The organism is Nonomuraea turcica, from assembly GCF_030718205.1.
Lineage (GTDB): Bacteria > Actinomycetota > Actinomycetes > Streptosporangiales > Streptosporangiaceae > Nonomuraea.
Window position 1 is genome coordinate 301,342 of record NZ_JAUZQF010000002.1, and the last position, 20,423, is coordinate 321,764.

The following is a 20,423-nucleotide window of genomic DNA, read 5'->3' on the forward strand; positions in this document are numbered from 1 at the left end:
GCGGCCGGAGCGGCGCGGAGGGCGAAGACCTCGCCGGCGCCGGCCCCGGGCCGCACTCAGCTCTCACAGATCGCGTTCCTAGGAGAGGATGGCGATCATCTTGTCGGCATCGCGGGTGAGGACCTGACGGACGTCGGCCCGCTGTACCGCGATCGTCTTGAAGGTGGTGAGGTGGCGGATGGCCCTGGCGTCATCGCCGGCGGCCTCCGCCTTTCTGGCGCGGGTCAGCTCCTTGGTCAGCGCCGTCTGCTCGGCGGCGGAGATCCAGGAGGTGGCGCGGAAGCGGTCGATGAGGTTCTGCATGTCCCGGAGTGACGTGGTCACCGAGAAGCGGACGTCCGTCGTCATGGCGTTGTCCGCGTTGTCGTGTGCCGTGACCGAGACCGTGTGCCCGGCCAGCGTCTGGGTGAACAGCGGGAGCACCGAGTCCGCCGGGTAAGCGGTCCCGTCGATGGTGCCCGACGTGCTGCGTACCCCTGAGGTGGAGTCGACCGCCTGCCAGGTGATGCGCAGGTCCTGCGAGTCGCCGTAGACCTCGCCGTCGGAGACGCCGGAGACCATGAGGGTGGGGCGCGTCCCGTCGATCTTCAGCGTGGCGGCCTTCTCCTGCTCGGACGTTCCGGCGACGTCGACGGCCCGGTAGCGGACCTCGTGGCTGCCGTCGCCGCTCACGACGACGGGCTTGTCCGTGTACGGTTGCCAGGCCCCCTGGTCGAGGGAGTACTCGACGCGGGCGACGCCGGAGCCGGCGTCGGTGGCGGCCAGGACCACGGGCACGTCGGCGTTGTTCCACCCGCTGGAGTTGGGCGGGGCGAACGACGCGGTCGTCGTGGGAGCGGTGGTGTCGAGTTTCAGCGTGAGCGTGCGTGCCTCCTCCACGTTGCCCGCGCCGTCCCGGGATCGGTAGTCGAGCTTGCGCGTGCCGTCCCCGCTGACGAGGATCGGCTCGCTGTAGGGCGTCCAGGCGCCGCCGTCGAGGCTGTATTCGGTGGCGGCCACCTCGCTGGCGTCGTCCTTGGCGGTCAGCGTGACCTCGACCGGGCCGCTCTTGTACCAGCCGTCGCCGCCGTTCGGCTCGGCCGCCTTGGCGGTGGTCACCGGCGGCGTCTTGTCGGCGCCCGCCACCGGAGAGAAGCGGAACCTCTCGTTGTCGGTGTTGGTGCACGTCCACTGGACGACCGCGGCGCCGTCGTCCTGGGAGACCCCGCTGATGTCGAGGCAGAGACCGCTCGCCGCCGCCGTGATCTTGTAGGTCTCACCGGTGGCCGCCGGGAAGAACCGCTGGTTGTTGAGATGCCCGTGCCCGGCCGGGTGGCACGCCCACTGGACCAGCTGGGTGCCGGGCGTGGTGGAGCCGCCGGGGACGTCGAGGCACTTGCCGCTCTTGAGGTTCTTGAGTTGGTAGCCGCCGTCCGCCAGCGGCACGGCCTCCCACTTCTGCTCGGCTCCCGTGCCGGCGGTCATCTGCACGATCGGCGCGTCATCGGCGACGGAGGCGTCCTTGGGGGTGACGTTCTTGCCGCTGTGCTGGGCGGTGATGGTGTAGGTGCCGGGTTCCAGACCGCCGCCCTGGCTCTCGCCGGTGAACTGGAGGGCGTCCAGGTCGAAGGCGTTGTTCTGGCTGTTCTTGAACACGGCGTAGATCGTCTTGGTGCGCACGTCCGACGTGACCGGGACGGCGGCGGTCATCTGGTAGGTGTCCCATCCGCCGGTGTTGTGCACGGGCGCGGTGGCCAGGAGCGCGCCGGTGGGTGAGTCCGCGTGCAGTTCGATGGAGCCGCCGCCGTACGGGCTGGACAGCCGGAAGGCGACCGAGGTGATCCCGTTGAGGTCCATCGGGGTGAAGGCGATCCAGTCGTTGTTGCTGATGTCGCCGATGCGCTTGCCGCTCTCGGCCCCCGCCTGGTCGATGACGCGGACGCCGGAGGAGGCCTTGAAGTATTCGGCCTGCTTGCGCTTCGGCTGCAGGACGACCTTGGCGTACCCGGTCAGCGAGTTCTCGCCCTGGTCGGCGTAGTGGGCGTTGATGACGTAGTAGAGGTTGGCGCCGGCGGGGTGGCCGCCGATGTCGCTGGTGGAGATGGTGCCCTCGCAGCCGGGCTTGTCGACGGTCTCGTGCTCGTGGTCGTCGTGCCCGAGCCCGGGGTTGACGAAGACCTTGGTGCAGTCGATCGTGCCGTCCTCGGCGTCGGTGACCTTCACCTTGTACGGGACGTCCTGCCCGAACTCGATGAGGGTCCCGTCCAGCGGCGTCTCCACGGTCACCACGGGCCTGGTGTTGCCGACGGTGATCTCGACGTTGGAGAAGCCCTCCTTGCCGGTGGTGTCCTTGAGCCGGAGCTGGGCGGTGAAGCGGCCGTTGGCCGTGTAGGTGTGCGAGGCCTTGGCGGCGGTCGAGTCGACCGTGCCGTCGCCGTCGAAGTCCCACGCCACGTCGAACGGATCGCCGTCGGGGTCGTAGCTGCCCGCGCTGTCGAACTCGACGGTGAGCGGCGCGGGTCCGTCGGTCTTCGACGCGGTGGCCTTGGCGACCGGGGACCGGGTGCCGGCGGAGTAGTCGATCCGGTAGAGGCCGGAGTCGTTGTTGCCACCGCCGAAGGAGCTCCCCCACTCCAGCAGGTACATCGAGCCGTCGCGGCCGAAGGTCATGTCCATCGGCTTGGTGAACGAGCCCAGGAACGGGTCGATCTTGAGGACCTTGTCCTGGTCGTCGAGGTGGATGGTCTTCACGTAATGGCGCGACCACTCGTAGAAGAAGTTCTTGCCGTCGAAGTAGGCGGGGAACTTCGTGGTGGACGGGTTGGCCGCGTCGTAGCGGTACACCGGCCCGCTCATCGGCGCCGAGCCACCTTCCCCGAGCTCGGGGAAGGCCGGTGAGACGCCGTAGCCGTACCACATGACGGGCAGTTCGATCGGCGGCAGCTCGGTCAGCCCGGTGTTGTTGGGCGAGTCGTTGACCGGCGCCGCGCAGTTGAACTTGGGCCCGACGACCTTGGTGTCGGGGTTGTAGGGCGCGTAGGGCTGGTTGTCGCCGTGACAGAACGGCCAGCCGTAGTTGCCGGCCTTCTTGATGACGTTGTACTCGACCAGCCCCTCCGGGCCGCGGTCGGTGGTGGGCCCGCCGCGGTCGGGGCCGTAGTCGGCGGCGTGCACATACCCGGTCTTCTGGTCCACGGTGAAGCGGAAGGGGTTGCGGAAGCCCATGGCGTAGATCTCGGGCCTGGTCTTGGCGGTCCCTTCGGGGAAGAGGTTCCCGGCCGGGATGGTGTAGCCGCCGTCGGCCGTCGGCGTGATGCGCAGGATCTTGCCGCGTAGGTCGTTGGTGTTGCCCGCGGTGCGGGCGGCGTCGAGCATCTGCTGGCCGGGCCGCCAGTCGATCGGCGCGTATCCCTGCCAGTCGGGCGACAGGTTCGGCGGCACGTCGTCACCGGTGCTGAGGTAGAGCGTGCCGTCCGGCCCGAACTCCACCGCGCCGCCGGTGTGGCCGGGCTCGGGGTAGGTGCGCTGCCGGTACGCGGGCACCTCGAGGATCTTCTTCTCGGTCGCCAGATCGATCGTGTCACCGCTGACGGTGAAGCGGGAGAGCCGGTTGACGTCCGTCTCGCTGCTCTCCGGCGACCAGTAGACGTAGATCCACCCGTTCTCCGCGAACTTCGGGTCGAGCTCCATGCCGACCAGGCCGTCCTCGCCACCGGTGTAGACGCTCAGCGTGGCGGCGGTGACGGTGGCGTGCGTGTCCGGCTTGTAGATCTTGATCTCGCCCTTGCGCTGCACGTAGAAGACCCGCCCGTCCGGGGCGACGTCCAGCTCCATCGGGTCGGCGGTGTTGTCGTCGAGCGTCACCTTCTCGAAGCTGCTGGTGACGGTGCCGCCGCAGTCGCCCTCGACGGCGCCCGCCGCCCACTGGACGCCGCCGAGGACGTGCTCGCGGAAGAGCGGCTCGGCGTAGGCGGCGCTGTCGTGGCCCATGGCGGTGGCCCACACCTTGCCGCCTTCGGCCTTGCGGCACCAGGAGATCGGGTGGTCGGGCCCCATCTTCGCCGACCCTGGGTCGTAGGTGGTCTCGTCGGCGGCGACCAGGACGTGCACGTTGCCGCGCGGGTTGGGCGAGAAGTTGTACCACTCCTCGGGGCGCTGCCAGCGCAGCGGCAGGTTCTTGGTCGACGGGTGCACCCGGTCGGTCACCTTGGCGGTGCCCTGCAGCACGCCCGGCGAGTGGGCGGGCATGTGCGCGCCGCCGTTGATCAGCTCGTCCCACCAGGGGAACTCGTTCTCGATGCCCATGTCGAGGGCGTTGTGGATGCCGACGATGCCCTTGCCAGAGCGGACGTAGTTCTGCACGGCCTGCCGCTGGGCGTCGTTCTCCCACACCATGCCGGAGTTCTGCAGCATGATCACCGCGTCGAAGGTGGCGAGGTTGGCGTCGTTGAAGACGCTGGAGTCGTCGGTCTGGACGACCTCGAAGTCATTGGCGGCGCCGAGATCCTTGATCATCTGGATGCCGGCGGGGATGGAGTCGTGGACGTAGCCGACGGCTTTCGTGAAGAGCAGGGCGCGGAAGGCAGCCTGCTGGGAGGTGGTGGCGAGAGCGGGGCTCGCAGGTAAGAGGAGCAGAATGAGGGCAGCAAGGAACCGACGCATGGCGGATCTCCGGTGATTTTCAGAGTGTTCTGAGGAAGGTCAGTCCGTCGATGGCTAGAGCGTCTTGGCTGGGAGCGAGCGGCCGCCAGATGGAGGCGGCGGTGGCGATGGTCTGGTTGTGGGCGGTGAAGGATTCGATGACGAGCGGCCCCGCGTACCGGACGTCGTGCAGGGCCTGGGTGAAGGCGGGCCAGTCGAAGCGGTCCTGGCCCGGGGTGCCGCGGTCGGTGCCGCAGACCTGGACGTGCGCGATCCGGCCGGCGGCGCTCCGTACGGCCGCCGCCGGATCCTTCTCCTCGATGTTCATGTGGTAGATGTCGAGAGCCAGATCGACGCCCGGTGGAAGGGCGTCCAGGGCCTGCTCGACGGTGTTGATCAGGCTGGTCTCATAGCGGTTGAGCGGCTCGACCGCGATCCGCACGTCGGCGTGGTCGACCAGCGGTTTCAGGTTCTCCCGCAGCTCGGTGTAGGCGGCGCGGCGCTCGCCGGGCGACATGCGCCAGGTCCGGCCGACCGAGGTGTAGGCGGGGCCCGCGATGACCGGCGAGCCCACGGTGACCGCCACGTCCATGCAGTGACGGAGGTAGTCCTGGGTCTCCTTGACCGTGTCGGAGGCGACGAGCTCCCGCCCTGGCGGCATGACCAGCACCACCGTGGCCTTGAGCCCGTGCTCGGCGAGGAGGTCGGCGGCCCGCGCCGGGTCCCAGTCGCCCGGCTGCTCGACCGGCAGCTCGATGACGTCGAACCCCCAGGCGGCGACCTGGGGAGCGAGCCTCTCCAGGTCACCGTCGGTCAGAGGCGAGGTCCACACCCAGGTGTTGACCCCGATGTTCACTTCTTGCCGCCCCACTTCTCCGGGAAGCCGGGCAGGGTCTCGCAGCCGCAGAGCGCGTAGTGCAGCGGCGGCATGTTGGGCTTGAGGTAGGTGGTCAGGTTCTCCGCGGTGATCTTCGGCTGCGGCAGGTTCCAGGTCTTGGGCACCTGCTCGCCCTTGAGGATCTTCAGCGCGGCGATGATCGGCGTGCGCCACTGGTAGGTCGGGTAGGTGGGCGCGATGGCGGTGAGGTTGCCGTCCTTCCACTTCTGCAGGAAGTCCTGCTGGTCCTCGCCGTTGATCGGCGGGACCGGCTGGCCGGCGTCCTCGAACGCCTCGATCGCGGCGACGGCGGTGGCGCCCGCGTCCATCCAGACGCCGTCGATCTTGCCGTGCCGCTGGATGTAGTCGCTGACGATGCTCTTGGTCTTGGCCGCGTCGCCGTCGGTGAACTCCACACCCACGACCTGGAGCTGGCTCTTGTCGAACGTCACTTTCGCCGCCGACCAGCGGGTCTCCAGCACGTCCACGCCCGGCAGGATGCGCAGCGCCAGGATCTTGCCGCCCGCCGGCACCTTCTCGACGAGGAACTCGGCGGCGTCAGCGCCGAAGGCGTACCCGCCGATCGGCTTGATGAACGTCACCGGGCAGTCGGTCTCGACGCCGCGGTCGAACACGATCACCGGCAGCTTGTCGCAGGCGCCCTTCACCGCCGGGGTGAGGGTGGCGGTGGTGTTCGGCGAGATGATCAGCGCGTCGCAGCCCTTGGCCTGCAACTCGGCGATGTCCGAGATCTGCTTGTCGTCCTTGCCCTCCGCATCCAGCGCGGTCAGCTTGGCGATCTCCTTGTGCTCGGCCACCTCGGCCTGCATGGTCTTCCAGCCGACCTGCCGCCACGGGTTGTTGACGGCCGCGTTGGAGAAGCACAGGTTGTACGGCCCGTCCTTCTTGTACTTCGCGGTGTCGATCATTTGCGGCGCGATCGCCTGCTCCCACGGCTTGTCCGAGGGACCCTCAGGCGTCTGCGACCGCATGGCGAGCTGCGCGTCGTAGTCGGCCTGGACGAAGAACTTCGACTGCTCCCCGGTCCCCGCGGCCGGCGCTTGGCTGCTCGGGGCCGCGGACGACGACTGGGTGACGGTGGCGGTCGGCTTGTCGCTGGTGCATCCCGCGATGACGAGTAGCGCGAACACCGCGACTATGGCTTTATGACGCGACATGGGCGTCTCCTTTTCGGGGGGTGAACTTCCACGGCAGTCGAACGGCTCCCGCGGCGACAGCGGCGATGATGATGACGCCCTGCACGGTGAACTCCAGTGCCCCCGAGATCCCGTACAGGTTGAGCAGCGTGAACAGCGCCTCCAGGGTGAACGCGCCGGCCATGGCGGCCACGACCGAGCCGCGTCCGCCGCCGAGGACCACGCCGCCGAGGACGACGGCGGTGATCGCCGAGAACTCCAGGCCCTGCCCGACCTGGGCGGAGACGCCGGCGAACCCACCGAGCAGGATCCCGGCAATGGCCGCGGCCAGTCCGGAGATCACGAACGCGAGGATCCTGACCCCGTTGACCCTGACTCCCGACAGGGCGGCCGCCCGCTCGTTGTCGCCGGTGGCGATGAGCGTGCGGCCGAAGTCGGCGCGCATGAGCAGGACCGCGGCCACGCCCACCGCGAGCAGGATGAGGACGGCCCACAGCGTGTCGCGGCCGAAGACGCGGAACGCCTGCGACAGCGCTCCCCTGGGCGCGCCGCCCGTCCACAGGAAGACCGCACCGGTCAGGATGAGCAGCATGCCGAGCGTGGTGATGAACGACGGCACCCGCAGCAGCGTCGTCACCACGCCGTTGACCAGGCCCACGAGCAGGCCGAACCCGATCAGCAGGGCGAGCACCGGCCAGGTGGCCGCCTCGTTCCCGTCGATCAGGCGGGCGGCGATGACGACCTCGGCCGTGACCAGCGAGCCCACCGACAGGTCGAACTCGCCGGACACGATCACGAAGTACTGGCCCGCCGCCAGGATCACCAGCGGCGCGGCCCGCTTGACGAACGCCAGGAACCCGGCGGGTTCCAGGAAGAAGGGATTGGCCAGCGCGATGGCCGCCAGCAGGACCAGCAGGACGGCGAAGATCGGCAGGGTGCGCTTCATGACTTCCGCCTCCTGGCATAGATCGCGACGGCGGCCACGATGACGACGCCCCGGACGACGTCCTTGAAGAAGGAGTTGACCTCGAGCTGGTTGAAGATGCTGTCCAGCACCGCCAGGAGGAGGACACCGCCGACCGTGCCCGCGACCCCGCCCTTCCCGCCCGCCAGCGCGGTTCCGCCGAGGACGACCGCCGCGATGGACTCCAGGTCGTAGCCGCCGTCGGTGCCGACCGTGGGGACGCCGGCGCCGAGCCTGCTGGCGAGCAGCAACCCGGCGATGCCCGCGCACAAGGAGCAGAGCACGTGCGTGACGATGACCACGCGATCCGTTCTGACGCCCGAGAGCCTGGCCACCTCGACGTCGCCGCCCACCGCGTAGACGCGGTAGCCGTACCTGCTCCTGGACAGCAGGAACCACGCGGCGCCGGCCACCGCCGCCCAGAGCAGGGCCGAGACGGGGATGGGACCGATGCGGTCGTAGCCGAGATGCTGGAACGACTCGGGGACCTTGCCCGCCGGGCCGTCGTAGAGGTGGTCGAGGACGCCCTTGATGATCAGCGCCACGCCGAGGGTGGCGATGAAGGCGTGCACCTTGAGCTTGGTGATCACCAGCCCGTTGACGAGGCCGACGAGCGCGCTGATCCCGATGACGGCCGCCACGCCTCCCGGGACGCTGCCCGCTTCCATGATCTCGGCCGCCACCAGGGAGCTGAGACTGATGAGGTAGGCCACCGAGAGGTCGAGCGATCCGGCCAGGATCGCCAGCGTCTGACCGACCGCCACGATGCCGAGGGCCGCGGATCGCTGCTGGATGCCGACGATGGTTTCCAGGGTGAGGAAGTTCCCGCCGTCGATGGCCACCAACAGCCACCCGATCGCGATGACGGCTACGAGCGCGAGGTAGACGACCTTCGTCGGGTTGAGCGCCGTCCACGAACGCCGGGCTCCTCCGTTCCCGGTCGCGCCGTTGCGGCCCGGCGAGGTGCGGGTCTCGGCCACCCGGGGTCCCGGCGCGTTCACGAGGCCTCCTCCCCCGCGGCCAGGTGCATGATGGCTTCCTCCGAAGCCCCGGCGGGGAGTTCGCCGGCCAGGCGGCCGTCGCGCAGGACGAGGATGCGGTCGCTCATGCCGATCAGTTCGGGCAGTTCAGAAGAGATCATCAGGATCGCGGTCCCCTCCTCGGCCACCGAGCGCATCAGGTCGTGAATGGCCGCCTTCGCGCCGACGTCGACGCCGCGGGTGGGTTCGTCGAAGAGGAGGACGTCCGGTGCCATGACGAGCCACTTGGCCAGGACGACCTTTTGCTGGTTGCCGCCCGACAGGTACTGGACTTCCTGCTCCTGGCGCGGCGGCGACAGCCGTACCCGCTCCAGGAGAGCGGTCAGGGCGGGGACCCGTCGGCCGGCGGCGCGGGCCACGAGCAGCGCGTTGTCGCGGACGGACTGACGGAGGGCAAGGCCCTCGGCCTTGCGGTCCTCGGTGACCAGGCCGAGCCCGGCGGCGACGCCCTCGCGTACGGAGCGGGGGCGTAGGGGGGTCATGGTGCCGGTGGTGAAGGGTTCGGCGCCGAACAGGGCCTTGACGAGTTCGGTACGCCCGGAGCCCTGCAGTCCGGCGAGGCCGACGATCTCGCCGGCGCGTAATTCAAGGGAGATGTCGTGTAAGCGAGCGTTGCCGCCGCCCGTGACGCTGAGCCGGACCTCTCCCGCGGCAGAGGAGCGGGGCGGAAAGTAGGTGCCGAGATCACGGCCGACCATCAGGCGGATGAGCTCGTCCGGAGCGGTGGCGGCGGTGTCCACGCAGGCGACGCGGGCGCCGTCTTTCAGCACGGTCACCCGGGAGGCCAGGTCGAAGACCTCGCGCAGACGGTGGGAGATGTAGAGGACCGCGAGACCACGCTCCTGTAATCGCCGCACCAGCCGATACAGCAACTCCACCTCATGCTCGGCGAGCGCGGCCGTGGGCTCGTCCATCACCACGATCTTGGCGTCCAGCGAGAGCGCCTTGACGATCTCGACCACCTGCTGCTGCGCGACGGACAGCCTTTTGACGGGGTCGCGGGGGCCGAAGGAGTCCTCGCCCAGCTCCGCCAGGAGCCGCTCGGTCTCCTTGACCATGGCGGCCGCGTCGACGAGGCCGCGGCGGGAGGGCTCGCGACCGAGGAAGACGTTCTCGGCCACGCTGCGCTCGGGCAGCAGGTTGAACTCCTGATAGATGATCGCGACTCCGGCCCGCTGCGCCTCCAGCGGATGGCCGAACGACACCCGCCGGCCATCGATCTCGATCGTGCCCTCGTCGGGAGCGTGCACCCCGGCGAGGATCTTCATGAGCGTGGACTTGCCCGCCCCGTTCTCGCCCACGACCGCGTGTACCTCGCCGGGCGCCGCGTCAAGGTCGACGCCTGTGAGCACCCGGACGCCGAGGAAGCTCTTCCCGATGCCGGTCATTCGCAGCAGCCGGGAGTTTTCGGCCGATTTCCGGCCTATATCCTCCATGTTGCGAGATCGTAGATCGGACTTCCGCCGACGGTCAATCAAAAGCTGGAGTAATCTTGGACTTAATGCTCAGCGGAAGGGGCTGCGTTGACCCATGAATCGCCGGGAGCCCTGCTCTCGATCCTGCGTGACGGCCAGGCCCGCACCCGTGCCGAGCTGGTCCAGCTCACCGGCCTGGCCAGGTCGACGCTCTCCCAGCGGCTGGATGCGCTGCTGGACCAGCGCTGGATTCTGCCCGTCGAGGAGGCGATCTCGTCGGGCGGACGGCCCGCGACGGCGTTCGCGTTCAACCCGCGGGCCCGGCTCGTGCTCGCCGCCGACCTGGGCGTGACGCATGCGCGGGTGGCGCTCACGGACCTCAGCGGCGCGGTGCTCGCCGAACAGACCGCGGACGTGCCGATCGACAGCGGTCCCGAGCGCTGCCTGACCTGGCTCCTGGATACCGCCGCCGGCCTGCTGACCGATCGCGATATCAGCGACATCGGAGGCATCGGCCTGGGACTGCCCGGTCCGGTCGAGCACACGAGCGGCCGCCCCATCAACCCGCCGCTCATGCCCGGCTGGGACGGTTTCCCCGTCCTCGAATGGCTCCACGGCAAGATCAACGCGCCCGTCCTGGTCGACAACGACGTGAACATCATGGCGCTCGGCGAGCACCGCGCCACCGCTCCCAACGTGGAGCACATGATCTTCGTCAAGGTAGGCACCGGCATCGGCTGCGGCATCATCAGCGAGCGCCGTCTGCACCGCGGTGCGCAGGGCGCCGCGGGCGACATCGGCCACGTCCGCGTGCCCTCCGCCGACCAGGCGCTGTGCCGCTGCGGCAACATCGGCTGCCTGGAGGCCATCGCCGGCGGCGGAGCCCTCGCGGCGCAGTTGCAGGTGGAGGGCACCCGTGACGTCGTACGGCTCGTGCGCGGCGGCACCATCGAGGCCATCAAGCTTGTACGGGAGAGCGGCCGCGAGATCGGCCTGGTCCTGGCCTCGATCGTCAACTTCTTCAACCCCACCACGATCGTGATCGGCGGTGACCTGGCGGAGGCCGGCGAGCACCTACTGGCCGGAGTACGCGAGGTCGTGTACGGTCGGTCACTGCCGCTGGCCACGCAGCGACTCGACATCCGGGCCAGCTCGCTGGGGGACCGGGCGGGCGTGAGCGGCGCGGCCACGATGGTGATCGAGCACGTGCTCACACCGGCCGCGGTGGACCGGGTCGTCGACTTCAGCTAACTCATCGGCGTATGTCTGCGCCTTGATCGACAAAATTGACCCTTTACATCCCTAAATTTCAGGACTTATATGTGATCATCGGCGAATGATGGAGGTCCTGTGGCTGGGGTCGGGGTATGGCTCATCGGCGCCCGCGGTTCGGTGGCGACCACGGTCGTCACCGGGGCCGCCGCCATCAAGGCAGGTCTGGCGACCGCGCAAGGGTGCGTCACCGAGACGACGGACTTCTCTCCAGGCGACGCGACCGGCCTGCCCGCGATCGGTGACCTCGTGTTCGGCGGCCATGACATCGTCGAGACCTCGTTACGCAAGCGCGCCGAACGGCTCAGCGAGGCCGGTGTGCTTCCCGCCTCCTTCCCCACCCTGCTGGCGCGCGATCTCGACGAGACGGACGCGGAGATCAGGCCGGGCAACGCTCCGATCGACCGGCTGATCGAGGATCTGGCGGGGTTCCGCGAGCGGCACGGCCTGGACCGGGTCGTGGTCGTCAACGTCTCCTCGACGGAGCCGCCCGTCGCCTGGCACCCCGGCTTCGGGAGCCTGGAGTCGCTGGATCTCGACCTGTTGCCGCCCAGCTCGCGCTACGCGTACGCGGCTTTCAGCGCCGGTTGCGGCTATGTCGAATTCACCCCGTCCACCGGACCGGCCCTCCCGGCCCTCGCCGAGCTGGCCGTCGCGCGGGGCGTACCGTACGCCGGCCGTGACGGCAAAACCGGCGAGACCCTCGTCAAGAGCGCGCTCGCGCCGATGTTCGCCGGGCGGGCGCTGCGGGTGCGGTCCTGGTCGGGTCTCAACCTGCTGGGCGGCGGCGACGGCGCCACGCTCGCCGACCCGGCCGCCAGGTCCAGCAAGGAGATCTCCAAGGGCCGGGCCGTGGCGGGCGTCCTGGGCCAGGAGGTCGACGGCCAAACCCACATCGACTTCGTCCCCGACTTCGGCGAGTGGAAGACGGCGTGGGACCACGTCTCTTTCGAGGGGTTCCTCGGGGTGCGGATGGCCTTGCAGTTCACCTGGCAGGGCTGCGACTCCGCGCTGGCGGCACCGCTCGTGCTGGACCTGGCTCGGCTGGTCGCCCGCGCGCAAGAGAAGGGGCGCACCGGCCTCCTGCCGGACCTGGCCTACTTCTTCAAGGACCCCTTGGGCAGCGACGAACACCGGTTACCCGCCCAGTATGAACGTTTGCGCGCCTTCGCCCGGGACCTGGCGTGAACGACGGCGCGCGGGCACTGCTGGAGCTCGTCAGAGCACCCGCCGCCGTGTCGGTGCCTGGCGACACCATGGCGGGTGCGGCGGCCGCCGGGGTTCGGTGGGCTCCCGGATTGGGGGTGGCCTCGACCCTGCTGTACTGGTCCGGCATGGCGCTCAACGACTGGGCGGACCGCGAGGCCGACGCACTCGACCGCCCCGAGCGCCCCATCCCGTCCGGACGCGTGGCCGAAGGCCGGGCGCTGGCGATGGCCGCCGGGCTGACCGGTGCGGGCCTGGCCGTGGCCGCGCTGAGCGGCGGCCGTCGCGCGCTGGCAACGGCAGGCCTGCTCGCCGGCGCCGTCTGGGCCTACGACCTGAGACTCAAGCACACGGCCGCCGGTCCGGCCGCGATGGCCACCTGCCGTGCACTGGACGTGCTCCTCGGCGCGGCCGGCCGGAGCGGTGCTGCCGGAACGGGTGCAAGAGGCTGGGCGAGCGCGCTGCCCGTGGCGCTGGCTGTGGGCGCGCACACCTACGGGATCAGCATTCTGGGACGCGCCGAGGTGAAGGGGGCGACCCCCGCCACCGTGAGAGGGGCGCTCGCCACGACCGCTGCCGCCACCGGTCTCGCCGCGGCCGCCTGCCTCCCCGCGCTGCGCACCAAGGCGATGGGACCGTGGATGGGCGAAGTCCCGAACCGAGTGCCGACAGTCGCGTTGTCCGGGGAGCACGCGACGGCCGCGGACCGGGTGACGGCGGTCGCGTTGTCCGGGGAGCACGCGACGGCCGCGGACCGGGTGACGGCGGTCGCGCTGCTCGCGGGCTACGCGGCGCTCACCGCCACCGCCGTAGCCCGGCTGCGTGCGGCGCCCGGACCGGATCTGGTCAGGCAGGCCGTACGGCTCGGCATCCTCGCCCTCCTCCCCCTGCAGGCCACCGCGGTGGCGAGCCGGGGCCGCAGGAAGCAGGCGGGAGCGCTGCTGGCCGCGCACCCCGTGGGCCGGTGGTTGTCGGCGCGGATGGCCACCTCATGAAGTGGGCCTACTGTACGAACGGGTTCGGCGACCACCGCCTCCCGGAGGCGCTCGAGGTCCTGGCCGGCCTCGGCTACCGGGGCGCGGCGATCACGCTGGACCACGGCCATCTCGACCCCTACGCTCCGGGCCTGGCCGCGGAGGTGGCCGCGACGGGCAAACTGCTGGCGAGTCTCGGCCTGGAAGCCGTCGTCGAAACGGGTGGCCGCTACACGCTGGACCCGTGGCGGAAGCACCACCCCACGCTGCTCAGCGACAGCGCCGAGCGCAGGATCGACTTCCTGACCCGCGCCATGAGCGTGGCGGTGGACCTCGGGGCGCCGATCGTTCATCTGTGGAGCGGCGCCCTGCCGGACGTCTCGGTGGACGAGGCGTGGGAGCGGCTCGTCCGCGGGTGCGCGACGCTGCTCGACGCGGCCGACCGGCAGGGCGTCATGCTCGCGTTCGAACCGGAGCCCGGCATGTTCATCGACACCCTCGACGCCTACGAAAGGCTGCGCGGTCTGCTGGACGGGCACCCCAGGTTCGGGCTCACCCTGGACATCGGCCACTGCCACTGCCTGGAGCCCATGACGGTGGCGGAGTGCGTGCGGCGGGCGCTGCCGTACCTCGTGCACGTCCAGATCGAGGACATGCGCCGAGGCGTCCACGAGCACCTGGAGTTCGGGACGGGCACGGTCGACTTCCCCGCGGCGCTGGACGCGCTCGGCGGCTACGACGGGCTGGTCGCGGTCGAGCTCGCCCGGCACGGCCACGCCGCGCCGGACGTGGCCCGCCGATCGATCGAGTTTCTCCGGAGGACACATGAGCGACTGGACGGCGCAAGCCGTACAGGACATCGAACAGGACCCTGAGGCGATATACCGGCTCTTCCCGCAGGCCGAACGGCGAGGCGGCGCGCAGGCACGGGCGCGGCTGCTGGCCAGTGCGGACGCGCGCACAGTCGCGGAGCTGTATCGGCGCGGGGATGCGGGCGAACGGCTCGCGATCCTGCGCGCGTTGCCCGGGCTGGAGCTCGGCTTCGACGCGTTGCCGCTGGTGGAGGACGCGTTGCGGACCAGCGACGCGCGGCTGGTGGAGGCGGCGCTCGCCTCTTCGCGGTGGCTGGATGATCACGCCTTCCGGCAGGCCGTGCTCAAGTGCGTGTTCATGTCGATCCCGCTGGCCTCGATATCCGAGCTCGACCAGCGCTATGACGCCGAGCTCGCCAGGATGCTCGGCGACTACGCGGCCGAACGGCAGGCGGCCGGACGACAGGTGCCCCAGGACGTGCTCGAAAGGCTCTGACGATGCGAATCTTCGACCCCCACATCCACATGACCTCACGCACCACCGACGACTATGAGCGGATGCGCGACGCCGGCGTGCGGGCGCTGGTCGAGCCCGCCTTCTGGCTGGGGCAGCCGCGGACGAACGTGGGCAGCTTCCTCGACTACTTCGACGGGCTGCTCGGCTGGGAGCCGTACCGGTCGGCGCAGTACGGCATCCGCCACCACTGCGCCCTGGCGCTCAACCCGAAGGAGGCCAACGACCCGCGCTGCGCCGAGGTGCTCACCGAGCTCCCCCGCTACCTGCTGAAGGACTCGGTCGTCGCGGTCGGCGAGGTCGGCTACGACTCGATGACCCCGGCGGAGGACAAAGCCTTCGAGGCGCAACTGCAGCTCGCGGTCGAGGCGGAGCTGCCGGTGCTGGTGCACACCCCGCACCGTGACAAGGCCGCGGGCACCCGCCGCTCCCTCGACGTCGTCCGCGCGGCCGGCCTGGCCCCCGAGCTGGTCGTCGTCGATCATCTCAACGAGATGACCGTCGGCATGGTCGCCGAGTCCGGTTGCTGGATGGGTTTCTCGATATATCCGGATACGAAGATGGATCCCGATCGGATGGTGGCGATCCTCCGCACGTACGGCACCGACCGCGTGTTGGTGAACTCCGCTGCCGACTGGGGCAAGAGCGACCCGCTCAAGACCCGCGAGGTCGCCACGCGGATGCTCGGGGCCGGGTTCACCGACGACGACGTGGACCAGGTGCTGTGGCGCAACCCGGTCGCCTTCTACGGCCAGAGCGGCAAGCTCTCCGACGCGGTCACCGACGCCGCCGACTACGCCGGCAACACGATCAAGCGGGGCGGCTGATGCGCTTCCGCCACCCGGACGGCTCGACCGTCCACCTCGCCTACTGCACCAACGTCCACCCCGCAGAGACCCTGCCCGGCATTCACGACCAGCTCGCCGGCGCGTGCTCCCGAGTCCGCTCGCTGCTCGGCGTGGACCGCCTCGGGCTGGGGTTGTGGCTGTCGCGCGACGTCGCGTCGGCGCTGCTCGCCGACCCCTCCGAGCTGGTACGGCTGCGCGCCGCCCTCGAGCGGCTCGGTCTCGAGGTCGTGACGCTCAACGGTTTCCCCTACCGGGGCTTCCAGCAGGAGGTCGTGAAATATCGGGTGTACGAGCCCGACTGGGCGTCGCCGTCACGGTTGCGGTACACGCTCGACCTGGCGGAGATCCTTGCCCAGCTGCTGCCGGCCGACGTCGCGGAGGGCACGATCTCGACCCTCCCGCTGGCGTGGCGTACGGACTGGACCCGCACCAAGGCGGAGGCCGTTTCCCGAAATATCGCGACCCTGAGTGATGAGCTGCACGCGCTCTCCTCGCGCTCCGGCAAGACCATCCGGGTCGGCTTCGAACCGGAGCCGGGCTGCATCGTGGAGACCACCCCGCAGGCCACCGCCCTCCTGCCGCACCTGGACCTGCTCGGCCTCTGCCTGGATGCCTGCCACGCGGCGGTCGGCTTCGAAGACCCTCCCGACCTCACCCTCCCGATCGTCAAGCTGCAGGCCTCCTGCGCGTTGGAGGCTGCGCCGTACACGCAGAGCGCGCTCGCCGCCTACGACGAGCATCGTTTCCTCCACCAGACCCGCTCGGCCTCGGGCTTCACCGACGACCTGGGCGAGGCGATGGGCGGGGCGCTGCCCCCGGGCGAGACGTGGCGCGTCCACTTCCACATGCCGCTGCACGCCGAGCTCCCGCCGCCGTTGACGACCACGGCTCCCTACCTGCGCGGGCTGCTGCGTACCCTCCTCGGGGGAGACACCGCGCTCACGCGGCACGTCGAGGTCGAGACGTACACCTGGACGGTCATGCCGGGAGGCCCGTCCGACGCGGCCGAGGGCATCGCGGCCGAACTCGACTGGACGCGCGGCCGGCTGGCCGAGCTCGGCCTGAAGGAGCTGTGATGGCGCCCCTCGTCGTGATCAACGTGGTCGGACTGACCCCGGCCCTGCTGGCCCACATGCCCAACGTCGCCAAGGTCGGCAACGCCGCCTCGCTGCGCCCGGTCCTGCCCGCGGTGACCTGCTCCATGCAGGCCACGCTGCTGACGGGCACGATGCCGCGCGAGCACGGCATCGTGGGCAACGGCTGGTACTTCAGGGACCTCGGCGAGATCTTCCTGTGGCGCCAGCACAACGCGCTGATCCAAGGGGAGCAGTTATGGAGCGCGGTGCCGGGCGCGCGCACGGCCAACGTCTGCTGGTGGTACGCCATGGGCGCGGCCAGCGACATCCTCATCACGCCGCGCCCGATCTACCACGCCGACGGCCGCAAGTCCCCCGACTGCTACACCCGCCCGCCGTCCCTCCACGACGCCTTGGAGGCCGAGCTCGGCACCTTCCCCCTGTTCAACTACTGGGGTCCGACGGCCGGGATCGCCTCCACCCGCTGGATCGTCGGCGCCGCGCGCCACATCCTGCACGCGGAACGCCCCGACCTGCTCATGGTCTACGTCCCCCACCTCGACTACGACCTGCAGCGCTACGGCCCCGCGGGCCCGGAGGCGGTGGCGGCCGCCCAGCAGGTGGACGCCGCCCTGACCCCGCTGCTCGCCGAGGACGCGACCATCGTGATCGTCTCCGAGTACGGCATCACCCCGGCCGCCAGGCCGGTGAACATCAACCGGGCCCTGCGGTCAGCCGGGCTCCTGGAGGTCTACACCCAGGCCGGCATGGAATACCTCGACCCGTGGGCGTCGCGCGCCTTCGCCGTGGCCGACCACCAGCTCGCCCACGTCTACGTCCGCGACCCGGCCGACCTGGAGCGAACCCGGGCGGTCATCGCCGAGCTTCCCGGCGTCGACGAGCTCCTCGACCGGACCGGCCAGGCGAAGTACGGTCTGGACCACAAGCGGGCCGGCGAGCTGGTCGCGGTGGCGGAGCCGGACGCCTGGTTCACGTATTACTACTGGCTCTCCGACGACCGCGCCCCCGACTTCGCCCGCCTGGTGGACATCCACCGCAAGCCCGGCTATGACCCCGCCGAACTCTTCATGGACCCCTCCGACCCCTTCGTCAAGGTGCGTGCGGGAATGGCGCTGGCCAGGAAGCTCCTTGGCTTCCGCTACACGATGTCGGTGATCCCTCTCGACCCGTCCCCCGTCCGTGGCAGCCACGGCCGCCTCCCCGACTCCCCGGCCGATGGCCCGATCCTTCTCGGCCCCTTCGACCGCGACGCCTACGAGTCCACCGCCGTGAAGGACCTCCTCATCGGCCTGCTGAACGACGCCTGAACGGCCGGCGCCTCAGCCGCCGGCCACACTCAACGCATAGCTGCGTGCTCGAGCGCCAGGGCTGCGGCTCAGCCGTCCCGGCAGCCTGCTCGGCCACCCAGGCTCCGGTTCGGCCGGCTGCTGTGCCGGGCTCTCCTCGAGCAGGTCCAGGAAGAGAGGACGCTCGCAGGGCGGGAAGAAGTGCGTCCACGTGCCGCACTCAACAACATGACCCCGGCCTGCGCGGGCGGGTCGGCGAGCAGGCGCCCTAGGGTCGTCGGAAGGAGCGAACCCGGCGAAGCCGGACCTTCCTCAGTCGTCGAGCAGCCGCCATGCGGTAAGGGCGAGCCTGACCCGTATCAGTCCGGTGGGCTCGGTGAGCTCGATGCCCAGGGTCTTGCCGAGCTGTTCGAGTCGGCGGGCGACGCTGCTGTGGTGCAGGTGGAGCCGGTCGGCCGCCTGCCGTAGGGAGCCGGTGGCGCAGTAGGCGTCCAGGGTCTCCAGGTCTTCCGGGTTGCCGGCCAGTCGCGCGACCGCGGCCACGTCGGTGTTGTCGCGCGAAGCGTCCTGGGGTATCTCGGCCAGCAGGGCCAGCGCGCCCAGGTCGTCGTAGTGAACGACCGGCTGGCGTGGGGTGGCGAAGCGGAGGGCGGTGCGGGCTTCCCGCCAGGACCGGTCGGGGCTGTCGGCGGCGCCGATGCCCGCGCGGACGCCCGTGGGAAACCGGGCCGGGTCCAGGGTGGTGGCCAGGATGACGCCCACGTCGGCGAGCGGTGCCGCCTTCACCGGCCTGGCCGGGCAGACCAGGCCGCCGACCTGGTCGAGCGGAACCTGCGACCGTACGGCGACGACCCGGACCGGCAGGTCGGCGGCAAAGCCCAGGAGCCGTAACGCCCGGGCTTTGGCCGCCTCGTCGCTGTCGGAGCTGATCACGAGTTCGACGAGGGCGGGGTCGGCCATGGTGGTGCGGGCCGGGCCGTACTTGTCGACGACCGCCGTGGCGGCGATGGCGAGCCGGTCCAGCAGCAGTTCGTCGAGGGAACCTGGCGTGCCGGGACGTTCCAGCCACACCGTGCCGATCTCCTCGCCGTCGAGGGTGATCGGCACCGTGGTGGACGCGGGTGGCGGCGGGGCGGACACCTGCCTGCCGTCGGGTGACATGCGGATCGTCCGGCCCGTGCCGTGGAGCCGAATCCCGGCCACGCACTCGGCCAGGCCCGCCGAGGCCCGGGCGAGCGCCGGGAGGTCCACCCGCCGGCGCATCAGCGTGTCGTAGAACATGACCACCCGGATCGCCCCTCCGGCTTGCGAATCCAGTTGCGACAGCCGTTCGGCCAGTACCTCCATGACAGGAGGGTAGGCGACGATCGGTGCATGATCCAGGCGGGATGCCCGACGGATGGCGGCTGATCTCGGAGGGTGGCCACTGTGAGGATGGCTGACATGGATCCCGAACTGGAAGCATTCATCCCGTTGTTCCCCAAGGCCGACCTGACCGATCCGGTCACCGAGCGCAAGAACTTCGCCGCGCTGGCCGCCGCGGCGCCGGTGCCGGACACCGCGGACATGGAGATCGAGGAGCGCACGGTGCCCGCCGATCCGGAGGTCGCGGTGCGGATTTATCGCCCGCAGGGCGCGCAGGGCGCCATCATCTGGCTGCACGGCGGCGGATTTGTCATGGGTGACCTGGACACCGAGCACCCGTGGGCCACCCGGGTCGCGGACGGCTCCGGCGCGGTGGTGATCTCGGTGGGCTACCGTCTGGCCCCCGAGCATCCGTTCCCGGCCGCCCTGGACGACGTCTACGCCGTGCTGACCTGGACGGCCGAGCATGCCGCCGAGCTCGGCATCGACCCCGCCCGCATCGCGGTCGGAGGTCACAGCGCCGGCGCGAACCTCGCGGCCGCGGTGGCGTTGCGGGCACGCGATGCGCAGGGACCGCCCATCTGCTTCCAGCTGCTCAATCAGCCCGCGCTCGACGACCGGCAGGAGACGTGGTCGCGGCGGCACTTCACCGATACGCCCTGGATGAATCGCGACAAAGTCACCGCATCGTGGCGGCACTACCTGGGTTCCGCGCCCGCCTCGCCGTACGCCGCCCCAGCTCGGGCCGGCGATCTGTCCGGTCTGCCCCCTGCCTACATCGCCACCGCGGAGTTCTGTCCGAACCGCGACGAAGAGATCGCCTACGCGCTGCGCCTGCTGCAGGCAGGCGTGTCGGTCGAGCTGCACCAGTGGCCCGGCACCTTCCACGGGTCACAGGCGATCCTGTCCGCCGAGGTGTCGCAGCGGCAGATCGCCGAACTCGGCGCCGCCCTGCGCCGTGCCCTGGCCGAGTGAG

The 20,423-nt window shown here is 70.3% G+C and carries 16 protein-coding genes; 9 read left to right on the top strand and 7 right to left on the bottom strand.

Annotation, left to right across the window (positions count from 1 at the left end):
- Positions 1-78: 78 nt before the first annotated feature.
- Genes Q9G87_RS07100 through Q9G87_RS07125 form a run of 6 tightly spaced genes read right to left on the bottom strand, consistent with a single transcriptional unit; the run spans position 79 to position 10,094 of the window.
- A complete protein-coding gene (locus Q9G87_RS07100; RefSeq protein WP_305915393.1) occupies positions 79-4,641 on the bottom strand; it encodes a ThuA domain-containing protein in 4,563 nt (1,520 codons plus the stop codon).
- Between the two features lie 19 nt (positions 4,642-4,660).
- Positions 4,661-5,476, bottom strand: coding sequence for a sugar phosphate isomerase/epimerase family protein (locus Q9G87_RS07105; protein ID WP_305915394.1), 816 nt, complete (start codon positions 5,474-5,476; stop codon positions 4,661-4,663).
- The gene (locus Q9G87_RS07110; RefSeq protein ID WP_305915395.1) at positions 5,473-6,675 is read right to left on the bottom strand and encodes an ABC transporter substrate-binding protein; all 1,203 of its coding nucleotides are present in this window, start codon (positions 6,673-6,675) and stop codon (positions 5,473-5,475) included. Before Q9G87_RS07110 ends, Q9G87_RS07105 begins: the two co-directional genes overlap by 4 nt.
- The gene (locus Q9G87_RS07115) at positions 6,662-7,600 is read right to left on the bottom strand and encodes an ABC transporter permease (protein WP_305915396.1); all 939 of its coding nucleotides are present in this window, start codon (positions 7,598-7,600) and stop codon (positions 6,662-6,664) included. Before Q9G87_RS07115 ends, Q9G87_RS07110 begins: the two co-directional genes overlap by 14 nt.
- A complete protein-coding gene (locus Q9G87_RS07120) occupies positions 7,597-8,619 on the bottom strand; it encodes an ABC transporter permease (RefSeq protein ID WP_305915397.1) in 1,023 nt (340 codons plus the stop codon). The genes Q9G87_RS07115 and Q9G87_RS07120 overlap by 4 nt, the downstream gene beginning before the upstream one ends.
- Entirely contained in the window at positions 8,616-10,094 is a 1,479-nt protein-coding gene (locus Q9G87_RS07125) for a sugar ABC transporter ATP-binding protein (protein WP_305915398.1), read from the bottom strand. Before Q9G87_RS07125 ends, Q9G87_RS07120 begins: the two co-directional genes overlap by 4 nt.
- Before the next feature lie 87 nt (positions 10,095-10,181).
- On the opposite strand from Q9G87_RS07125, the gene Q9G87_RS07130 reads away from it, so the two are divergent.
- The 8 genes from Q9G87_RS07130 (at position 10,182) to Q9G87_RS07165 (ending at position 18,103) form a co-directional block, all read left to right on the top strand.
- A complete protein-coding gene (locus Q9G87_RS07130; protein ID WP_305915399.1) occupies positions 10,182-11,324 on the top strand; it encodes an ROK family protein in 1,143 nt (380 codons plus the stop codon).
- A gap of 99 nt (positions 11,325-11,423) precedes the next feature.
- On the top strand, positions 11,424-12,533 hold the full coding sequence (locus Q9G87_RS07135) for an inositol-3-phosphate synthase (RefSeq protein WP_305915400.1): 1,110 nt from the start codon (positions 11,424-11,426) through the stop codon (positions 12,531-12,533).
- Positions 12,530-13,546, top strand: coding sequence for an SCO3242 family prenyltransferase (locus Q9G87_RS07140; RefSeq protein ID WP_305915401.1), 1,017 nt, complete (start codon positions 12,530-12,532; stop codon positions 13,544-13,546). Before Q9G87_RS07135 ends, Q9G87_RS07140 begins: the two co-directional genes overlap by 4 nt.
- Positions 13,543-14,400 carry a sugar phosphate isomerase/epimerase family protein gene (locus Q9G87_RS07145; protein WP_305915402.1) on the top strand — a complete coding sequence of 286 codons (858 nt, stop codon included), beginning with the start codon at positions 13,543-13,545 and terminating at the stop codon, positions 14,398-14,400. The genes Q9G87_RS07140 and Q9G87_RS07145 overlap by 4 nt, the downstream gene beginning before the upstream one ends.
- Positions 14,351-14,833: an EboA domain-containing protein gene (locus Q9G87_RS07150; RefSeq protein WP_305915403.1), complete on the top strand. Its 483-nt coding sequence runs from the start codon at positions 14,351-14,353 to the stop codon at positions 14,831-14,833. The genes Q9G87_RS07145 and Q9G87_RS07150 overlap by 50 nt, the downstream gene beginning before the upstream one ends.
- A gap of 2 nt (positions 14,834-14,835) precedes the next feature.
- Positions 14,836-15,678 carry a TatD family hydrolase gene (locus tag Q9G87_RS07155; protein ID WP_305915404.1) on the top strand — a complete coding sequence of 281 codons (843 nt, stop codon included), beginning with the start codon at positions 14,836-14,838 and terminating at the stop codon, positions 15,676-15,678.
- Positions 15,678-16,775, top strand: a complete 1,098-nt coding sequence (gene eboE, locus Q9G87_RS07160; protein ID WP_305915405.1) for a metabolite traffic protein EboE — start codon at positions 15,678-15,680, stop codon at positions 16,773-16,775. Before Q9G87_RS07155 ends, eboE begins: the two co-directional genes overlap by 1 nt.
- Positions 16,775-18,103, top strand: a complete 1,329-nt coding sequence (locus Q9G87_RS07165; protein WP_305915406.1) for a nucleotide pyrophosphatase/phosphodiesterase family protein — start codon at positions 16,775-16,777, stop codon at positions 18,101-18,103. The genes eboE and Q9G87_RS07165 overlap by 1 nt, the downstream gene beginning before the upstream one ends.
- A 291-nt stretch (positions 18,104-18,394) precedes the next feature.
- Here Q9G87_RS07165 and Q9G87_RS07170 read toward each other — a convergent pair whose 3' ends face one another.
- On the bottom strand, positions 18,395-19,429 hold the full coding sequence (locus tag Q9G87_RS07170) for a PucR family transcriptional regulator (RefSeq protein ID WP_305915407.1): 1,035 nt from the start codon (positions 19,427-19,429) through the stop codon (positions 18,395-18,397).
- A 96-nt stretch (positions 19,430-19,525) separates the two neighbouring features.
- Between Q9G87_RS07170 and Q9G87_RS07175 the strand changes: the two genes are divergently transcribed.
- The gene (locus tag Q9G87_RS07175) at positions 19,526-20,422 is read left to right on the top strand and encodes an alpha/beta hydrolase (RefSeq protein WP_305915408.1); all 897 of its coding nucleotides are present in this window, start codon (positions 19,526-19,528) and stop codon (positions 20,420-20,422) included.
- The last annotated feature ends 1 nt before the right edge of the window (position 20,423 follow it).